This is a genomic window from Rhodopirellula sp. UBA1907 (assembly GCF_002337565.1).
GTDB classification, from domain to species: domain Bacteria; phylum Planctomycetota; class Planctomycetia; order Pirellulales; family Pirellulaceae; genus Rhodopirellula; species Rhodopirellula europaea.
Genome location: NZ_DDGH01000055.1, coordinates 59,306 through 77,521 on the forward strand (window position 1 = coordinate 59,306; position 18,216 = coordinate 77,521).

The 18,216-nt window shown below is 54.7% G+C and carries 13 protein-coding genes; 10 read left to right on the plus strand and 3 right to left on the minus strand.

The features are described from left to right. The first annotated feature begins 51 nt into the window (after positions 1-51). From B2R17_RS12005 to B2R17_RS12025, 5 genes are all read left to right on the plus strand, one after another. Complete coding sequence (locus B2R17_RS12005) at positions 52-1,581, plus strand: sialate O-acetylesterase (protein WP_339886589.1); 1,530 nt, start codon at positions 52-54, stop codon at positions 1,579-1,581. A gap of 424 nt (positions 1,582-2,005) precedes the next feature. Continuing rightward, positions 2,006-3,256 carry a DUF1559 domain-containing protein gene (locus tag B2R17_RS12010; RefSeq protein ID WP_286764170.1) on the plus strand — a complete coding sequence of 417 codons (1,251 nt, stop codon included), beginning with the start codon at positions 2,006-2,008 and terminating at the stop codon, positions 3,254-3,256. 149 nt (positions 3,257-3,405) lie between these two features. Further along, positions 3,406-3,585 carry a hypothetical protein gene (locus B2R17_RS12015; protein WP_286764171.1) on the plus strand — a complete coding sequence of 60 codons (180 nt, stop codon included), beginning with the start codon at positions 3,406-3,408 and terminating at the stop codon, positions 3,583-3,585. Positions 3,586-4,255: 670 nt separating this feature from the next. After that, a complete protein-coding gene (locus B2R17_RS12020; protein WP_286764219.1) occupies positions 4,256-4,807 on the plus strand; it encodes a hypothetical protein in 552 nt (183 codons plus the stop codon). Further along, on the plus strand, positions 4,800-6,197 hold the full coding sequence (locus B2R17_RS12025) for a tetratricopeptide repeat protein (protein WP_286764172.1): 1,398 nt from the start codon (positions 4,800-4,802) through the stop codon (positions 6,195-6,197). Before B2R17_RS12020 ends, B2R17_RS12025 begins: the two co-directional genes overlap by 8 nt. On the opposite strand, the gene B2R17_RS12030 is transcribed toward B2R17_RS12025, so the two are convergent. From B2R17_RS12030 to B2R17_RS12040, 3 genes are all read right to left on the minus strand, one after another. Next, entirely contained in the window at positions 6,194-7,612 is a 1,419-nt protein-coding gene (locus B2R17_RS12030; RefSeq protein ID WP_286764173.1) for a hypothetical protein, read from the minus strand. The two genes, B2R17_RS12025 and B2R17_RS12030, sit on opposite strands and share 4 nt — an antisense overlap. A gap of 97 nt (positions 7,613-7,709) precedes the next feature. Beyond that, complete coding sequence (gene bshB1, locus B2R17_RS12035) at positions 7,710-8,462, minus strand: bacillithiol biosynthesis deacetylase BshB1 (protein ID WP_008668568.1); 753 nt, start codon at positions 8,460-8,462, stop codon at positions 7,710-7,712. After that, on the minus strand, positions 8,459-10,096 hold the full coding sequence (locus B2R17_RS12040) for a PQQ-binding-like beta-propeller repeat protein (protein WP_339886587.1): 1,638 nt from the start codon (positions 10,094-10,096) through the stop codon (positions 8,459-8,461). Before B2R17_RS12040 ends, bshB1 begins: the two co-directional genes overlap by 4 nt. A gap of 182 nt (positions 10,097-10,278) precedes the next feature. On the opposite strand from B2R17_RS12040, the gene B2R17_RS12045 reads away from it, so the two are divergent. The 5 genes from B2R17_RS12045 to B2R17_RS12065 all read left to right on the plus strand — a co-directional run. Next, on the plus strand, positions 10,279-11,133 hold the full coding sequence (locus B2R17_RS12045; RefSeq protein WP_339886586.1) for a metallophosphoesterase: 855 nt from the start codon (positions 10,279-10,281) through the stop codon (positions 11,131-11,133). Positions 11,134-11,452: 319 nt separating this feature from the next. Further along, positions 11,453-12,940 (plus strand): circularly permuted type 2 ATP-grasp protein, encoded by a 1,488-nt coding sequence (locus B2R17_RS12050; protein WP_414707307.1) that lies wholly within the window; start codon positions 11,453-11,455, stop codon positions 12,938-12,940. Positions 12,941-13,051: 111 nt separating this feature from the next. Further along, on the plus strand, positions 13,052-14,002 hold the full coding sequence (locus B2R17_RS12055; protein ID WP_037252367.1) for an alpha-E domain-containing protein: 951 nt from the start codon (positions 13,052-13,054) through the stop codon (positions 14,000-14,002). Beyond that, on the plus strand, positions 13,999-17,346 hold the full coding sequence (locus B2R17_RS12060) for a DUF2126 domain-containing protein (RefSeq protein WP_286764177.1): 3,348 nt from the start codon (positions 13,999-14,001) through the stop codon (positions 17,344-17,346). Before B2R17_RS12055 ends, B2R17_RS12060 begins: the two co-directional genes overlap by 4 nt. A gap of 158 nt (positions 17,347-17,504) precedes the next feature. Continuing rightward, positions 17,505-18,216 (plus strand): circularly permuted type 2 ATP-grasp protein (locus B2R17_RS12065; protein WP_286764178.1); only part of this gene is annotated, 712 nt, incomplete at its 3' end.

Sequence of the window (18,216 nt, forward strand, 5' to 3'; positions counted from 1 at the left end):
TCCTACCTCGGAGAAACCTTCACCATGAAAGTGTCCCTTTCCACCCGGTTATTGCTTGCCGGAGCCGCAATCGCGAGCTGTTTAACGGGTCCGATGGGCTCGACCGCACAAGCCGAATTGATGATGCCAGCGATCTTTGGCGACTCGATGGTTGTGCAACGAAACGAGCCCGTGCACATCTGGGGTTGGACCCAACCCGGTCAAGAAGTCAGCGTTCAACTGGGTGATCGATCAGCGAAAGGAAAAGCCAACGACGAAGGCCGATTCGACATCTCGGTTCCCTCTCTTCCCGCGGGCGGACCTTACGACCTGACTGTTAAAGCCGATGAAACAAAGACGTTCACCGATGTTTTGGTCGGCGAAGTCTGGATTTGCTCCGGACAATCCAACATGGCTTGGGCGGTGCAAAGTGCCAACGATGCCGATCTGGAATCACTCTCAGCCGATTACCCCGAGATCCGTCTGATCTCGGTTCCACAAGTTGGCACGCAAGAACCCCAACGCGACTTCAAAGGCAAATGGACGGCCGCCACTCCCGATACCGTCAAGGACTTCTCCGCCGTTGGATACTTCTTCGGTCGACAACTTCATCAAACGTTGGACGTGCCCGTTGGCTTGATTGACAACGCTTGGGGCGGATCCGCCGCGGAAGCTTGGATTCCTCGCGATGTTTTGGAAGCCGACGGCAAGTACGAATCGATGCTGTCCGGTTGGGACAAACGCATGGTCAATTACGACTTCGATGCGATGGTCAAATCGTGGGAGGAAAAGCATCGTAAGTGGGTAGCCGATGGTCGGAAGGGCAACGCACCTCGGCGACCACGTGATGATTCGGCCGGCAACCATCGTCCCGCCAATATTTACAACGGTGTTTTGCTGCCGACGATTGGCTACACGATTCGCGGCTCGATTTGGTATCAGGGCGAGTCAAACGCGGGTCGAGCTTACGAGTATCGCGATTTGTTCCCGTTGATGATTCAAACTTGGCGAGACAAGTGGGGCCAAGGCGACTTCCCGTTCTACTGGGTACAACTGGCCGACTTTCGATCAGAAGTCGACGAGCCTACCGACAGCAGTTGGGCAGAACTTCGCGAAGCTCAAACGATGACGATGTCGCGATTGCCAAACACCGGTGAAGCCGTGATTTTGAACTTGGGCGAATCGGCTGACATTCACCCGAAGAACAAACAAGACGTGGCCAAACGATTGGCTCGATGGGCGCTTGCCAAGGACTATGGCTACGACATTCCTTACCGCAGCCCAACCTATCGCGATGTGAAGTTCGAGGACAACAAAGCAATCGTCAAGTTCGATCACGTCGGTGGTGGCTTGGACACGTTTGATGTTCCCCAGCTGATTGGATTCACCATCGCTGGCGAAGACCAAAAGTTTGTTCATGCCAAAGCAAAGATTGTGAGCAAGGACACCATCGAAGTGTCAGCCGAGTCGGTCTCGAATCCAGTCGCCGTGCGATATGCCTGGGCCGACAATCCAGTCTGCAACGTGCAGAGCAAAGAAGGTCTGCCGATGACTCCGTTCCGAACGGACGACTGGCCAGGCGTCACGCAACCGAAGGAATGATGGAAGTCATTCATCAATGATCGATCGTCGACAACCGCCCGTGCAGAATGCCCGGGCGGTTGTTTTTTGGTGGGTCCGGCACGCTTCAAGTCAGTGCATGCCTTCGTAGAAACCCTCCGTACGGCAGTTCACCAGTGGTCAAACAGGTGGACTTTCCCTTGTTTGTAACAGGGTTGTCCACCGCGAGGGAAATATCGAATGGAGAACCCTTAAGGGAAGATCAGAAGCCGCAATCGTTTGATTGAGAGTCCAGCAGCCACTCTGTCAATTGACAATAGTTCTCATTTTTCACTCTGATCAACTCAGAAATTGCTTGAAAACGCTCGTCTTGCACCCTTAGTATCTCTATACGTTTGCACGGGGGGTGGAGATATCCACCCCCCGTCTTTTCGAATTCATTTCGCAAGAAAGAAACGAGAGAACGATGATTGGGCACAGAAGAGATTCATTGAGACGGGCGTTCACGCTGGTGGAGTTATTGGTGGTGATCGCCATCATTGGGGTCTTGGTTGGTTTGTTGTTGCCGGCGGTTCAGGCGGCTCGCGAAGCAGCGCGACGCATGAGTTGCAGCAACAATTTCAAGCAGCTCGGGCTTGCGATTCACAACTATCACTCTGCATTCAACCAGTTGCCACCTCATGGTGGCGGAACTGGGCCTGGCCTTGAGACTCCATCGGACTGGTGGCGTGGAACCAACACAGCCAACCGAAAAAGCTTGAGTGTGATGGTCGCGCTGACGCCTTATTTTGAGCAGCAGGGGCTGTGGGAGCAAATCTCCAACCGCAGCTATGAGACGGTAACTGGAGCTGCACCCCCAGCGCCACTCGGCTTCTGGCCGGCGATGGGACCAAGCCCAAAAGCTTATTCGACGGATCCAGGCTACATTCCTTGGCAAACCGAAATTGCCATGTTGCGTTGTCCCAGCGATCCGGGACAGGGTTTGCCGGGTCGTGGCCGAACCAACTACGGGCCGTGTCTGGGCGACTCACCCCAAATCCAGATGCAACAACATTACGACTTGAGGTTGTTCATACCTAGCACAAACACCGGAAACGTCGTCCGAGCGAAAGCAGCGCACCGCGGCTATTTTGCGCCCTACTCATCCTTCAAGTTTCGTGATGTCTTGGATGGATTGTCCAACACGATTGCGATGGGGGAGATCGTTTCCAACCTCGGTGACAACGCAATCAATGGATCGCTCTCTTGGGATGATGGTGGCGCTGATGCTGACGTTACCAACAACCCATTGCATTGTGTGGCGTCTAACGAAATTGACCCTGAGCGACCTCAGTTTTGGTGCCCAACCGGTGGGACAAACTGCACCCCTCCAGCTCGAATCGTCAACGGTGAAACGAACGGAAGAGGTATGAGCTGGGCATCTGCTTTTCGTTTGTCTATCTCTGGAGTGTTCACCGTGCGGCCGCCCAACAGCGAGCTTTGCATCGGCCACTGGGCCGATCATCCTGGCAACTTCTCACCCAGCAGTCATCACCAAGGTGGTTGCCATATTTTGATGGGCGACGGGGCTGTGAAGTTCATCACAGATTCAATTGAAGCTGGAAACCAAAACGCGCCCATGATCAGCTCTACCAATCGGCCGGGTTCAGCCAGTCCGTATGGTGTCTGGGGAGCGTTGGGTAGCAAGGCTGCCAAAGAAACGGTTTCCGAGTTCTGAGTTGTCGGCCGGCACCTCGCACACTTGTTTGTGTGGTGCCGGCTTTATCCAGTCACGGTTGAACATCTTGGCTGGATTTGTCTTAGCTCGACGAGAATAGATTCACTTTCAACCGACCGAATTCAAACTACTAAAATTAGGTAGATACGATGAAAAAAACATTGGCTTTGCTCTTTTCCAGTTGCCTACTCCTTGGAGGGGTGACCGGTTGTGATGATTCCGGTGGAACTGTTGTTGCACCTGATTCCAGTGAAACATCGACCGATGTACCCGGCGGCGAAATGAGCGAAGAGGAGTACGCCAAGGAACTCGAGAAGTCCATGCGTTGATGCGACAGGGTTGATGAGCATGCACATCAGTCGGCGGCGAATCGGATGGAAGGCTGGTAGCCTTTTCGCATTGGCCGTTGGCTGGGTGGTTCAATCCACAAGTGTGCCAACAACGTCGGGTGACAGCCCGAGAGAAATCGACCAATTGAACGTGGCAGCTTTGCCCACATTTGTGGGCAAAGCCGTTTGTGCAGAGTGTCATCGCAGCAACTTTGAAATGCATCGAGCATCGGGGCACGCTTCCACGTTTACTCTCACGAGTGAACCAGTCGTTTCGAATTTGTTCGATGGAAAGACGGTTGATGCGGGCGAGCTCCACGGCTTGTTCCACTATCGATCCTCAGAAGAAGGGTTATTGGTGCTCCGTGCTTTGGATGAATCGGTCGATAAAATGGTACCGATGAAGTTTCCGTATGCGTTGGGGTCAGGTCGCAACGCGATTACTTTGTTTTCAATCTTACGAGAGGAAGCGAAGACATCCTCTATCATGGAACATCGTGTTTCGTGGTATCCGGGCCGTTCGTGGTATCCGGGCCGAGAGGGTGAACCGTCGAATCATCAAGTCACGGACTCACGACAAACCGGTCGCTTTGGATTGACGCCGGGGCACACGAACTCGGAACCTCTGGACGCAATGGATTGTTTTGGTGAGAGGATCCGTGGGGAAAAAATGGATTCGTGCATCGAATGTCACACGACTTCGGGGAAGATTGTGGATCACGAATTGACGGATCTGATCCCAAATGTGGACTGCGAAAAATGCCATGGTCCAGGCAGTGAACATGTTCGCCTGGCTCGGCGAATGGACAATCCTCCCGCTTTTTCTGTTGGCCGTTCAGATTGGGACGGCGAATCTGAGATTCAACTGTGCGGGTCTTGTCATCGCCTTCCTCGGCACGTGTCTCCGAAGGAGCTGCGTGACTACTCCAGCGAGTTGTTGCGATTGCAGCCAATCGGATTGCTGCGCAGTGAATGCTATATCAAATCCGGCCGTTCATTAACTTGTTCGACTTGCCACAACCCACATCAAGACGCTCATTTGAAGTCGACAGCAGACTACGATCAAGATTGTCGAACGTGTCACCAACCACATGTCGAGTCACAAGTGGTTTGCTCGGTTTCAACTGATGGCGGCTGCGTGAAGTGCCATATGCCACCTATCTCGGTGGAGCAGGACATGGTGTTCCACGACCACTGGATTCGAGTTCGCGAAAATGAGTGATCGACATCGACGGACGTTGCGCCGGTCGTTGACGCTGGTTGCTATTGCAGCGATCTCCTCGCAAATTTCATGTGATGCGAGATTGGAACCGAACTCGCCTTCGGATTCAACTGAGATCCATTCAGAGGTCCAGCAAACAGAATCGACCGCCGAAGTCTTCAGCGACGATCGACCGGACCTATCCGTGCCTCGACCGGATTTTGTTGAACCCGCGATGTCAGTCGATGTCACTGCGTCGCGGGAGCTGGCGGAACAGGCGCTCGCCGATGGACGGATCGAGGAAGCCTACGATCATGTACGCGCCGCCTACCGACACGGCGCCGATGATCCATTAGTGATGTTCGTCATGGCCCGGGTCTTGGGCGAGCGGCATCGATTCGAGGAAGCCATTGCGATCTTGGATTCGGTTGCCTTGCGTGATCCCCAAGCGAGGTTACCCACCCTCGGTCAAACGGCGCAGTGGATGGTTCTAAAAGGAGATTGGAACCAAGCTGAAAAACGGTACAAGGCGATCCTGGATGAGGTGCCTGGCTTCGCGATGGTGCATGAGGAAATCGCCCTGCTGTATCTTCGCCAAGGTCGTCGCCATGGTGCCGCGTCCCACATCCGACAGCTTTGTCAGTCGGGCACCGTGAAGGAGCACTGGATGCTTGAATTGCTTTCAATCTCGGATGACCCATTCCCAATGAACGGCAGCGAAGAAAATGAACCCATCGGTTCTTTGGGAATGGCACAGAATTTAATTGCGCAGGGATCGCGTGATGGAGCGATCAAGACGTTGATCAATCATCCGAGAAAACTATTGGATGCGGAAAGGTCTTTGCTTGGTCGATTGCTGGCTTTGGAAGAAGACCAAGAGGCTCTGACACAGTGGTCCGAAGAAATGGTTCTCACCAATGAATCCAACGCGGACGCTTGGTTTGCGACCGCGAGCCTGCATCAGATGCGAGGTGAGCACGCAAAGGCAGTGACTTGTTTTTGCGAAGCCATTTTGCGTGACGCAACCGATGATGTCGGGTATCAGCGTTTGAGTCAGTCATTGCAAGAACTAGCCATGGATGCGGCAGCCAAACGTGTCTCGGAACGAGCCAAGTTGGTCCACCGAACCAAAATGATTGGAGATCAAATCAGGCGGTCAGCGGACGGAAAGTACAAACCGGTCGTCGAACTGGTCGGGTTGCTTGAGCAATTGCATCGACAGGATGAATCATTGGCTTGGAATTCGATCGCCGTCGCCAATTCGGGCCGTCCAAAGAACGAAGTCCAACAAGCGATCTTGGAAATCAATGAACAACGTTTGCGTCACTTGGAATCGGAATCGTTTGAGATCGATCCTTCTTTCGCAATATGTGGGTTGGACCTGGATGACTTTCCAAACGTGGCAGATTAGTTGATTTCTTGACGTTTCAACCATGCTCGCCAGTTGCTGGCGTATGTTTGGAGGAATTGGTCGGTGGTGGCTGCGTCCCAGGCTTGGCGATTCCAGGAGGCGGAGATGCAGATCTGGCCCCAATTGATGCAGACGCCCACAGCAACATTGGTTCCCTCTCGTCCTGGAGGGGAGCCGAATACGTTGCGAAGGTAAGCATCGCCGATCTTGAGTTGTCCATCCGATTCCGGAAAGAACTTTTTCATTCCTCGCGAAAGATCACCGGTGTAGGTGAGCACGCTGGTGGTCATGTGACGACTTTTATCGATCACCCACCGCATGAAACGTGGGTGTTGAACCGCCGCAGCCAAACCATCCAGAAAATCCATGTGCACGCGGGTTTCCTTGATTGCCACCACTTCGTCCGCGACGCTTGAAACGAGTTGCTCAATATCCTGGCATTGGTCTTTGCGTCGTCCTAAGAAAGCGAAGCTGAGCCGATTGGTTGCGGGCAGATTCAAGTCTCTTCGAGATCGCAAATCGACCGGCATCATCACTCGGTAGCGAATCGCTTTGCCGCCGCCATGGGTTTGTTCCCATTGCTCAAAGGTTTGGAATAGCATTGCGATGGCAAGGTCGTTGACTCGGATGGACGCGTTGCTGCAAGCCTTCTCAATCGAGGCTGATTCTTCCTTGCTGAACAGAACATGTCGCAAGGGTTGGCCGATTGCCTGTGACTCAATCTCTTTCTGGGTTGATGCAGAGCCAAACCCTTGGGGTTTGGAAAGAACGGCGGGACGTTGGAAGTGGAAGTAGTAGGCATTCCGAATTCGATCCCAAGTCGTCAACGAACGTTTGGGTGGTTTGGAAAGCAACTCGGAGAAGTCGTTTCGATCGCGAAGACGTTCTGGATTGGGCGCAGACCGCGAAGATTTTCGAGAGGTTTTTCCGCATTCTGGATCGCCCGTCGCCCGCGCGTAACGTGTGAGGGTCCCAACAAGGACTTGCCGCATTCCCACGCCATCGCCACAAGCATGATGCAGTTGGACATAAAGGCGACTGCCGGTTTCCTCGGGAACGTACCAGAAGCGACATCCTGACTCACGAAACAAATCGAAGGGCTGCGTCTGGGGATTGTCAGCGGGTCCGGTGGTCAATGGCAGGTCATCGTTGGTCAGTACCTGCGGTGCCAGATCCGGATCAAAATGCCAAAAAAAACGCTCGCCTTCACGCACCAGTTTGCAAGCGAGCAACGGGTGATCTTTCACCGCCTCGTCCAACGCGTTCTGCAAGACGGGTAGCTGCAAGGGCGTCGAGAATTGCAGCTCGATAAAGCTGACGATCGGACAAGACTCTTTTTCATCCAGGACGAAGAAGGTTTCCAACGGCGTCAGCGGCAAAGGAAACAGCGGCTCGTCTGATTCCTGTGCAGGCATTTTGGAAACTCAAGCGTCAAAGAAAAGGGAGCGCGTCGCTCTCGAGAACAGGCTAATTCGCCGATGACAAAATGCAATTTGGGAACGACACGGGCTCTCAGAGCAAGTCTCGCAAACTGGTCATCGCAAGAGGTTCTTTGGTTGCAAAGGGCTCGCCGTACTGGCGATCGATCAAACGACCCCAGTATGCCGCATCGTCTCGGAATCGATCGGTCAGGCTCGGAGGGCCCGGGTCGCGACCGGTGATGAACTGGCTTTCGTAAGCACGAATCGATTGAAGTTTGCGGTCCCACTGTTCAGAGATATCGACGATCCAGCTGGGTTGCACCGCCAAACGCAGGTGAATGCAAAAGTAATAGTAAATCCGCTGGGGATGATGCCGCGGACCCGGCATCGCCGTTTTGCTGAGCTTGGAATGAAACCGTGCGGCTTCGACCAGCTGAGTCGCAGCAACATGATCTGGGTGAGCGTCTTCGTGATAGGGTGCGAACAACCATCGCGGTCGCAAACACCGAACGAAAGAAGCAATGTGTTCTCGAGCGGGCAGGGTGGCTTCGACGGCTCGGTTGGTTAACCCGGCGTTGCCCCGCCAAGTCAACTTCATGATCTCCGTTGCTCGGGCCGTTTCACGCTTTCGGATCTCGAGGCTGCCATGGGGTGTCGGTTCGCCACTGGTCAGGTCCAACACTCCGACTCGCATGCCTTCGTCGATCATTCGCATGATCGTTCCACCCATGCCCAACTCCGCGTCGTCAGGATGAGGTGCGACGACCAAAAAATCGAGTGGTTCGATCTTGTCAGGATCAGGATAGGGATCAGAGTCCGTGAACACGGAGGAAGTGACGGTCATCGTTGAGGTAGCTCCAATGCAATGGCTTGATGAGCGTTGCGTACGAGAATGAGGTTGTCGACCACGGTAGGAATGTTCCAAGTCTTGTGTTGCAAAGCTGGAATGCGGATCAACTCTCGGTAGTCATCGGGATCGGCGGCAACCAGCACGACCTCTCCTTCTTCTCCTTGCACCACCAAGACGTCTTCGACCAAAACAGCTTGTCCTTGTCCGAGCCGATCTCGACGTGATTGCTCCCACAATCGCTCGCCGGATTCAATGTCAACCGCTTGCAAAGCACCGTTGCTCAATCCGTAAGCGACGCCGTCTCGAACCAAGGTGTGATTGAACTTGGTTTTTAAGACTCGTGACGAATGCCAAAGCTCCTCGGCAATGAATGTCTCCGTCTCTGTGGAGGCATCGCTGGTGTTTGAGGTGTTTTCGAACCGAGTGACTTGAATCAACGAGCTTCCACCACCGTAGCCCTTGCCGATCAGAAATTGATTTTCACCGGCTGGCATTGCCGCGGCGCAGTTGGCACCCGAGTTGGATTTGCCTTCCCAGGGGAACGACCAAAGGACTTCGCCCGATTCAATGTCATGTCCGGTGATGTCGGCTTCATTGACAGAAACGATTTGTCGTTTGCCGCCAAGGGTCATGGTCATCGCCGAGGCATAACTGATTTGCTGGTCACCGCTTCGCCAAACGGTTTCGCCGGTTGCCGGATCCAAAGCGATCAACGAACGTCCTTCATCCGACGCCGATGCGGGACCACCGAGCGGGAGCACGCAGAGGTTGTCGACAATCAATGGCGAACCAGATCGACCCCATGAGATCGCTTGTTCCGATTCTTCGATGGTCCACCCTGCGATTTCAATCAGGTCACGTTTCCAAAGGACTTCGCCATCGGTCAGTTGCAAGCACCAAACGGTTCCCGTGGCACCTTGGGCGTAGACTCTGCCGGGTGACAATTCGGTCGCGGGAATGATCGCGGGTGTCGAACGTGGGCCACCTCCGCCGAGTGCCTGAAAGTGATTCGCCTCGTGTTCGACCAACCACAGCAATTGCCCATCCGAAAGTCGATAGGCGGTGACGCACTCCATTTCACCACGTTGTTCCAAGGTCACCGCGATGCCGTCAGCGACCGCAAACGATGACCATCCTTCGCCGATGCCGATGTCCCATCGCCGAGTGATTTCGTCGACTGAGTTTGGAATCTCAAATTCGCGTTCTGGCATCACTCCTGTGCGATCGTTTCCCAGAAACTCCAACCATGAACCTTCTTCGGTTGAGCTCTGTGCTTCCACCGCGAGCTCACCTGAGTCGGATTCGGCCAATGGAGTGACTTTCAAAGCAGGGGTCTCGTGGTTCCCGAACCGCCACGAGAACCGAGGAACCATTTCGCCCGAAAAACTTTCGAACCGGAGAAGCGTGCCCGCTGCGACAATGAGTGCCAAACAAGAAGCCGGAACCAGCCACGCTTTCGCGGCGGCTGAACTGGCGCGTTGCAGTTGATAAAACACGAATAGCAACGCGATTCCTCCGGCCGCCAGGCTTTGCAGCAGAGCTTTTTGATAGTCGGTTTCGTGGGCTCGGGACTGAATCAGCCCGACGACAATGATGCCTGCGATCAGGGCGACCAAAGCCTTCAGCACATGGCGGCGGACGGCGGTTACTTTAGTAGGCACGGTTTTCGCGGGTTCGAAACCTGTTGGTTCAGAATCCGAGGGTGTCGAATCGGGAGGAGTCACGGTCATGGTCGACCAAACACTGCGAGAGAGAAATGTTGAAGCGTAGGAAAAAACAACTATCGGAGAACGGTAACACGCCGCCCAGGTTGGCGGAATTAGTTCCCGAGTCTGATCCTACTGATCCGCTTCAAATGGCATTCATCTCGGATCTGCATCTGTTCAGTTCACGCTGCAATTATGAGCGGCATGAAGCGACAATTCGGCGGGCGGTGGAGGCCTCGGACGTCTGCGTTTGGGGCGGAGATCTGTTCGACTTTTGCTGGAGTCGGATCGGTGGCGGCGATGTGTCTCGCAAAGCCGCGATCGATTGGTTGGAAGCCTGGCGAGCCGAATTTCCGGAGAAGACTTTCGTTTATCTCACCGGCAATCACGACGCCCAAGCCGCTTTTCGCGAGTCGCTGGATCAGTGGGCTCGTCCGCACACTCAGCCCGAAAACTTGTCACCGAGCGATACCGATGGGGACAACTCGGACTCGACGGGGGCAGCTCAGCACGTTCGGCTGCCGATGCGACCGGGTTCCGTTTATGTGGGATTGGATGCGATTCGTCTGGCCGACACATTGATGGTCCACGGCGACGTGATCGAGGGTGGTCGCAATTCTGTCGGACTGGATCAATATCGAAACCGTTGGGCTCACGAACCAGCCACCTCGCCGGCCAATTTACAAAACGGTTTGTACGACGCTGCGGTGACCGCGCGATTGCATTTGGCCGCAGCGGGAGTGGCACATCGTCGCCGGTCGACTTGTTTGCGTTTGCTTCACTGGGCGAGGCAACAACCTGATTGGATGCACCACAACATTGGCCAAGTCGTGTTTGGTCACACTCACCGGTGCCTCCGTGGTGTCCATGTCGCTGGGATTGACTTTTACAACGCCGGCGCCGCGGTCAAACACGTGAAATTCGAACCCGTGGTTCTGCCGGTTTCGGTCAGTGTTTGAGTGACTCAAACGTTCGTTTATGGCATTCACCGCACTGCTAATGCTTCGCGGTGGAAATCTGACCTTCCTTCGAGATCGTCACAGTCAAGTCGTTTCATTGGCACCATTAGTTGAGATACACTGCAGCGTATCAGTCAGAGGCGGACTGACCGTGAACCCCTACCGATTGTTCGGTGGTTGAGAGGGATGAGTGTCGTCGTGTTTACTCTGTTGGCCGGTTTCGCGAACGCGACCGGTAGATTGCTCCATGCAAAATCACCCACAACAAACTCAGTCGCCGCTGGCTCAGGCGCAAGCCGGTCAGTCGCAGAACGGACAAATGCAATCCCAATCGGGAACGGTCCCGTGTTTGCCCGGTTACGAAACGGGATCTTTCTTTGACGAAGTGGTGGATCAAGACTCGTTTGCGCGGCCGGATGCGGTCGCGCTGGTGGACCTGATCAATCGGCTGCCACCGGGTGAATTGAATCGTCGACAGTTGGCGATCGAACGGTCGCTGTACCAGATGGGCATCACGTTCACGGTTTACAGTGACTCAGCGGGCACCGAGAAAATCATGCCCTTTGACATCGTTCCGCGAATCATCTCACCGGATGTTTGGACGCATATCGACACTGGTTTGAAACAGCGCATTCGTGCGCTGAACCGTTTTTTGTCGGACATCTACAACGAACGAAAGATTATCGAAGACGGCATCATCCCGGCATCGATCGTGGATTCTTGCCCGGCTTACTTGCCTCAGTGCAAAGGTCTGCGTCCGCCGCATGATGTTTGGTGTCATATCACCGGGACCGACTTGGTTCGCGACAACGACGGGAACGTCTTTGTTCTGGAAGACAACCTGCGATGCCCGTCCGGCGTTTCGTACGTGTTGCAGAATCGCTCGGTGATGAAGCGGAACTTCCCGCAAGCCTTCACGGCATCGATGGTCCGCCCGGTCAGTGATTATCCCGCGCGGCTGTATCAGATGCTTCGCCGGATGGCACCGAGTCATGTTGCCGATCCAAATGTGGTCGTGCTGACACCGGGTGTCTACAACAGCGCCTACTACGAACACTCCTATCTGGCACACCAGATGGGCGTCGAGTTGGTGGAAGGACGTGACCTGTTGGTCAAAGACGATCGTGTCTACATGCGAACGACCGATGGACTTCAAGCGGTCGATGTGATCTATCGACGTGTGGATGACACTTTCCTCGACCCAAAAGTGTTCAATCCGAAATCGGTCTTGGGAGTTCCCGGGTTGATGTCGGCTTATCGTGCCGGCAATGTGGCACTCGCAAATGCACCGGGCACCGGTGTTGCTGATGACAAGGTCGTCTACGCCTACGTGCCGGAGATGATTCAGTATTACTTGGGTGAAGAACCAATCCTTTCGAACGTACCGACATACCTGTGCGATCGTGAAGAAGACCGCGCCTATGTGCTGGATCACTTGGACGAATTGGTTGTCAAAGCGGCTGGTGAATCGGGTGGCTATGGCATCTTGATCGGGCCGCATGCCACGCCAGAAGAACGTCAAGAATTCGCGGCGAAGATCATCGACAATCCACGCAATTACATCGCTCAACCGACGCTGCAGTTGTCTCGGGTTCCGACGATGGTGGACGATCATCTGGAAGGACGTCATGTCGATTTGCGTCCGTACATTCTTTGCGATGGCCCAGACGATGTGTGGGTTTTGCCCGGCGGTCTGACACGAGTGGCACTCAAAAAGGGTTGTCTCGTCGTGAATTCATCCCAAGGTGGCGGTAGCAAAGACACTTGGGTGGTCGCACAGGCTGGTGAAACCATCGCGCGGGTCTAGAACCGTTCGCAGGGTTTGTTTGGCCGCGATGGCTACCCTGCATTGATCCGCTTTCGCCATTTTCAATTCAATCGCGCAGTCGCTTTTCTTTTCATCGCTGACACCACTGATATGCTTTCACGCGTTGCTGAATCCGTTTACTGGATGAGTCGCCAAGTGGAGCGTGCTGAGAACATTGCACGCTTCTTGGAGGTCACTCTGAACTTGATCTTGGATCAACCTGAGAACTTGGTTGATCCATGGAGTCCGTTGGTGCAGGTCACCGCTGATGAAGAGTGGTTCGAAGAGAAATACGGCAAGCCTGACAGTCGCAACGTCGTTCAGTTTCTCGCGTTCGACGATGAGTATCCCAACAGCATGGTTTCCTGCTTGCGAGCGGCTCGCGAAAATGCTCGGGGCGTTCGTGAGACCTTGTCTTCGGAAGCGTTTGAACAACTCAACCAGTTTTATCACTTCGTTGGTGACGCTTCGCCCGCGGCGGCGATGGATCCGACCAGCCAGTTTTTTGATGACGTTCGAAAGCAAACGCTGCTTTGGAGCGGTGTGTTTGCCAGCACCATGGCCCAGGACAGTGGATGGCACTTCGCGAACTTAGGCCGCATGCTTGAGCGAGCCGACAAGACATCTCGAATTTTGGATGTGAAGTACTTCAACCTGCTGCCGAACTTGGCAGACGTTGGCACGGCGGTCGACGATTTGCAGTGGTCAGCATTGTTGCTAGCGATCAGCGGGTTCGAAGCCTATCGTCGTGATCACCATCAAATTGAAATTGAAAAGGTCGTTGATTTCTTTCTCTTCAATCGCAGCTTTCCAAGATCGATTCACCACTGCATCGCATCAGCGAACTGGTCGCTCGGAGAAATCGAGCAGGCTTCCTCCAGCAATATGAATCGTACGGCGGGCCCCATTCTCGACGAACTGCAACATCGTTTAGCTCACACTCAAGTCGAAGAAGCGCTAGCGGGCGGCATGCACCAATTTGTTGATTCGGTTCAATCCGAAATCAATCGAATTGGTGAAGCTCTTGGACAAGACTATTTTCAAATTTCGGTGAATTCATGACGATCCGCGTCGCGCTACATCACAAGACGTCGTACAAATACGAACGACCGATCATGGTCGGTGCTCAACAAGTCCGATTGCGTCCGGCCTATCATGGTCGAACACCAATTGTGTCGTACAACTTGGCGATCTCCCCCGAAGACCATTTTTGCAACTGGCAACAGGATCCCTTTGCCAATCCGGTTGCGCGGTTGGTTTTTGAAAAGCCAACGGACCACTTCACCGTTTGCGTGGATTTGGTGGCGGATATGACCGTCATCAACCCGTTTGAGTTTTTCGTTGACGATTCGGCTCAGGAATGGCCATTCGAATACGACGATCAAGTCAAACGGCAACTGGCCAGCTATTTGGCGCCGGTGGAGATGACGCCCAAGTTCGAAAAATGGATCGAGACGCTGCCGAAGAAGTCGGAGCGAATCATCGACTTCTTGGTCGACGTCAATCGAGCGGCCCAATCGAAGATCGATTACAAAATCCGTTTGGAACCAGGTGTCCAAACACCCGAAGAAACGCTGACTCTGTGCAGCGGTTCGTGCCGTGATTCAGCTTGGTTGTTGGTCAACGCGTTTCGTCACATGGGGATGGCATCCCGTTTTGTGTCCGGGTATTTGATTCAGTTGACCGCTGATCAAGAATCCTTGGACGGACCCAATGGACCGGCGGAGGATTTCTGCGATTTGCATGCTTGGACCGAGGTCTATTTGCCAGGTGCCGGATGGGTTGGATTGGATCCGACCAGTGGTTTGATGGCCGGCGAAGGTCACATCCCGTTGGCTTGCACACCGACATTCACCGACGCCGCGCCGATCATCGGTGGGCATGAACCGTGCGAAGTGGAATTTGAACACGAGATGACGGTCACTCGGGTCCATGAAGATCCACGCGTGACCAAACCGTACGCGGAATCCACTTGGCAAGAAATCTTGCAGGCCGGCCGAGCGATTGATGAGCAGTTGGAATCAGCTGATGTTCGGTTGACGATGGGTGGCGAACCCACCTTCGTTTCGATCGACAACATGGATGATCCGCAATGGAACACCGATGCGGTTGGTGAAGAGAAACGAGTGCTTAGCAATGTTTTGCTGACTCGTCTGCGGGAACGCTGGGCACCGGGAAGTTTGCTGCACTACGGTCAGGGCAAATGGTATCCCGGCGAGTCGCTTCCTCGTTGGGCGTTGACTTGTTTGTGGCGGCGCGATGGGCAACCGATTTGGCATGACGATCAATGGATCGCCGATGAGGGGAAAGACTACGGTCACACTCACAGCGACGCGGAACGTTTTGTGAAAACGCTGGCGCGTGAGCTGAATGTCAGTGCTCGGATGACGTTCCCGGTTCACGAAGACGTTTTTCACTACTTGTGGCGAGAGAATCGTCTGCCGATCGATGTGGACCCGGAGGATCCGAAGCTGGAAGATCCCAACGAACGTGCGATGATGATGCGAACGTTCAACGCTGGGCTCGGGTCGCCCGTTGGATATGTGCTTCCGGTTCGCCGAGCATGGTGGCAGGCTCGCCCGGGTTGGATCAGCGGCCGATGGCCCGTCCGAAGCGAACGTGTGTATTTGATTCCCGGTGATTCGCCGATCGGTTTGCGATTGCCTTTGGATCGTTTGCCAGTTGCTTCCGCATCCGAGGCACCGTTCTATACCACGCCGATGGATCCGACGGCTCCGCACGGACCGTTGCCACCGCCCGAGATGCCGCGGGGGAATGAACAAGACCCGCGAGGCAATCGACGCGTTGATTCGCCCGACGAGTCACGAGAACGGATTCATCCTCAAGTCTTGGATGAAGAAGACGACGACAATCTGCCGACCAGCGAAGACGTGGTGCAAACGGCGCTTTGCGTGGAGTGTCGGTACGGACGATTGTATGTCTTCATGCCGCCGACTCAGCGGATCGAGGATTACTTGGATTTGGTCACCGCCGTTGAGCAAACCTGTGCTTCGACCAAATTGCCGGTCATCATCGAAGGCTATCTGCCGCCCGCTGACGATCGCATCGAGTTGTTCAAGGTCACTCCTGACCCAGGTGTGATCGAAGTCAACACGCAGCCGACCGCATCGTGGGACGATTTGGTTGAATTGACTGAATCGCTGTATCACGAAGCTCGCAAATCACGGCTGGGAACCGAGAAGTTTGACTTGGACGGTTACCACACCGGGACCGGTGGAGGAAACCACATCGTTTTGGGTGGACGATCGACGAACGAAAGCCCGTTCTTGCGACGGCCCGATTTGTTGGCCAGCTTCATTCGGTTTTGGAACAATCACCCGTCGCTGTCTTACATGTTCAGCAGTCGTTTCATCGGCCCGACCAGTCAAGCACCTCGAATGGATGAGGCGCGACAAGACGCGGCGTATGAAATGGACATCGCGCTGAGTCAGTTGCCTCCGACCGAAACGGATGTTCCGCCGTGGTTGGTGGACCGATTGTTCCGTGACCTGATGGTCGATTTGACAGGCAACACGCACCGTGCCGAAATCTGCGTCGACAAGCTGTACTCGCCTGACAGTTCAACCGGACGTTTGGGCTTGGTCGAGTTGCGTGGCTTTGAAATGCCACCGCACGAACAAATGAGTCTGGCTCAGTTGTTGTTGATTCGCTCGTGCGTGGCCGCGTTTTGGCAGCAACCTTACGATCGCCCGATTCAACATTGGGGCACACGTCTTCACGATCAGTTTTTGCTGCCCCACTTTGCTTGGCAGGACCTCACGCAATTGGTCGGCGAACTCAACGCCAAGGGGTCACCGATATCCGCGGATTGGTTCGCGGTGCATCATGAGTTTCGGTTCCCATTGATTGGCGAAATGGTCCTCGATGGAATGCGAGTGGAACTTCGCAGTGCCATTGAACCGTGGTACGTGATGGGTGAAGAGCCGGGCTCGAGCGGAACGACTCGATTCGTTGATTCATCATTGGAACGATTGCAGGTGCTGGTGGAAGGTTTGGAACCGGATCGCCACGCGTTGATCGTGGCGGGACGTGAGGTGCCGTTGCATGCCACCGGTGTCGCCGGTCAGTACGTGGCGGGAATCCGCTATCGAGCATGGCAACCGCCTCGCTGCTTGCATCCAACCATCGGTGTTCACACGCCGTTGCAATTCGATTTGGTGAATCGTGCGGCTCGCCGTTCGATCGGGGGCTGCACTTACCACACCGTGCACCCGGGTGGGCTCAGCCATGAACGGTTCCCCGTCAATCCGAAGGAAGCAGAGTCGCGACGTGCATCGCGATTCCGTGAATTCACGCTGTCGGGAGGCGAAATCGTGATGCCTGGACTGCCATCGCGAACCGGGTACGAACCCTTCCCCGTCACGATGGATCTGCGGCGCAGCTAGAAATCCACGATTGCCTCTCCCACGTAGGGGGTGACCGAGGCGGCTGAGATGCATTTGCTCGCTCGGTCATTCGTCGAATCCTTGGGCTCGGTTACAATGGCGCTTCAATGCTACACCGCGACGAAGAAGTTTGACCCAGATGGTATTTCCTCGGGTCGATGCTGTTGCCAACTCAGATCGAATCAAAGGTGAACGTGCCGACTCCCACCGCGACAGCTCATTCCAACGATTTGCCATCGGGATCGCCGCCTGGGCTCTCATTGGCAGAATATGCCTCGATGGCGGAACGCTTTGACGAATGCCGTTTACCCGATGGTGCATTGCGTCCATGTTGGAAGAGCATTGCCAATGAGGTCACGAGTCTCGGCAAGTCAGGGCTGAACGACCGCGAATCGCAGATCGAACAATTGATTCGTGAGAACGGATCGACGTTTCAGATCGACACCGGTGAAGGCACGCAGACTCGTCCTTGGCAATTGGCGACCGTGCCGATTGCCATCGCGGAGCAAGATTGGAATCGGTTGGCCACCGGGTTGGCTCAACGGACCGGTGTTCTGGAAGCCATCCTGGCTGATTTGCTTGGACCCCAACGGCTGATTCGTGAACGCGTTTTGCCGCCTGAGTTGTTGTGGGACAACCCTCGATTCCTTCGCGTTTATCACAACCTTCCGGTGTCCGCTGGTCATCGGTTGCATCTGGTCGGTTTCGATGTCGCGCGTGCCAGCGATGGTGCATGGTGGGTCACCGGTGATCGCACCCGGGCGCCGAGCGGATTGGGTTATCTGCTTGAGAACCGGATTGTTCATGGACGCATCTTTCCGCATCTCAGTCGCACCGCCAACGTGCGTCGGCTGGCATCATTCTTCGGAT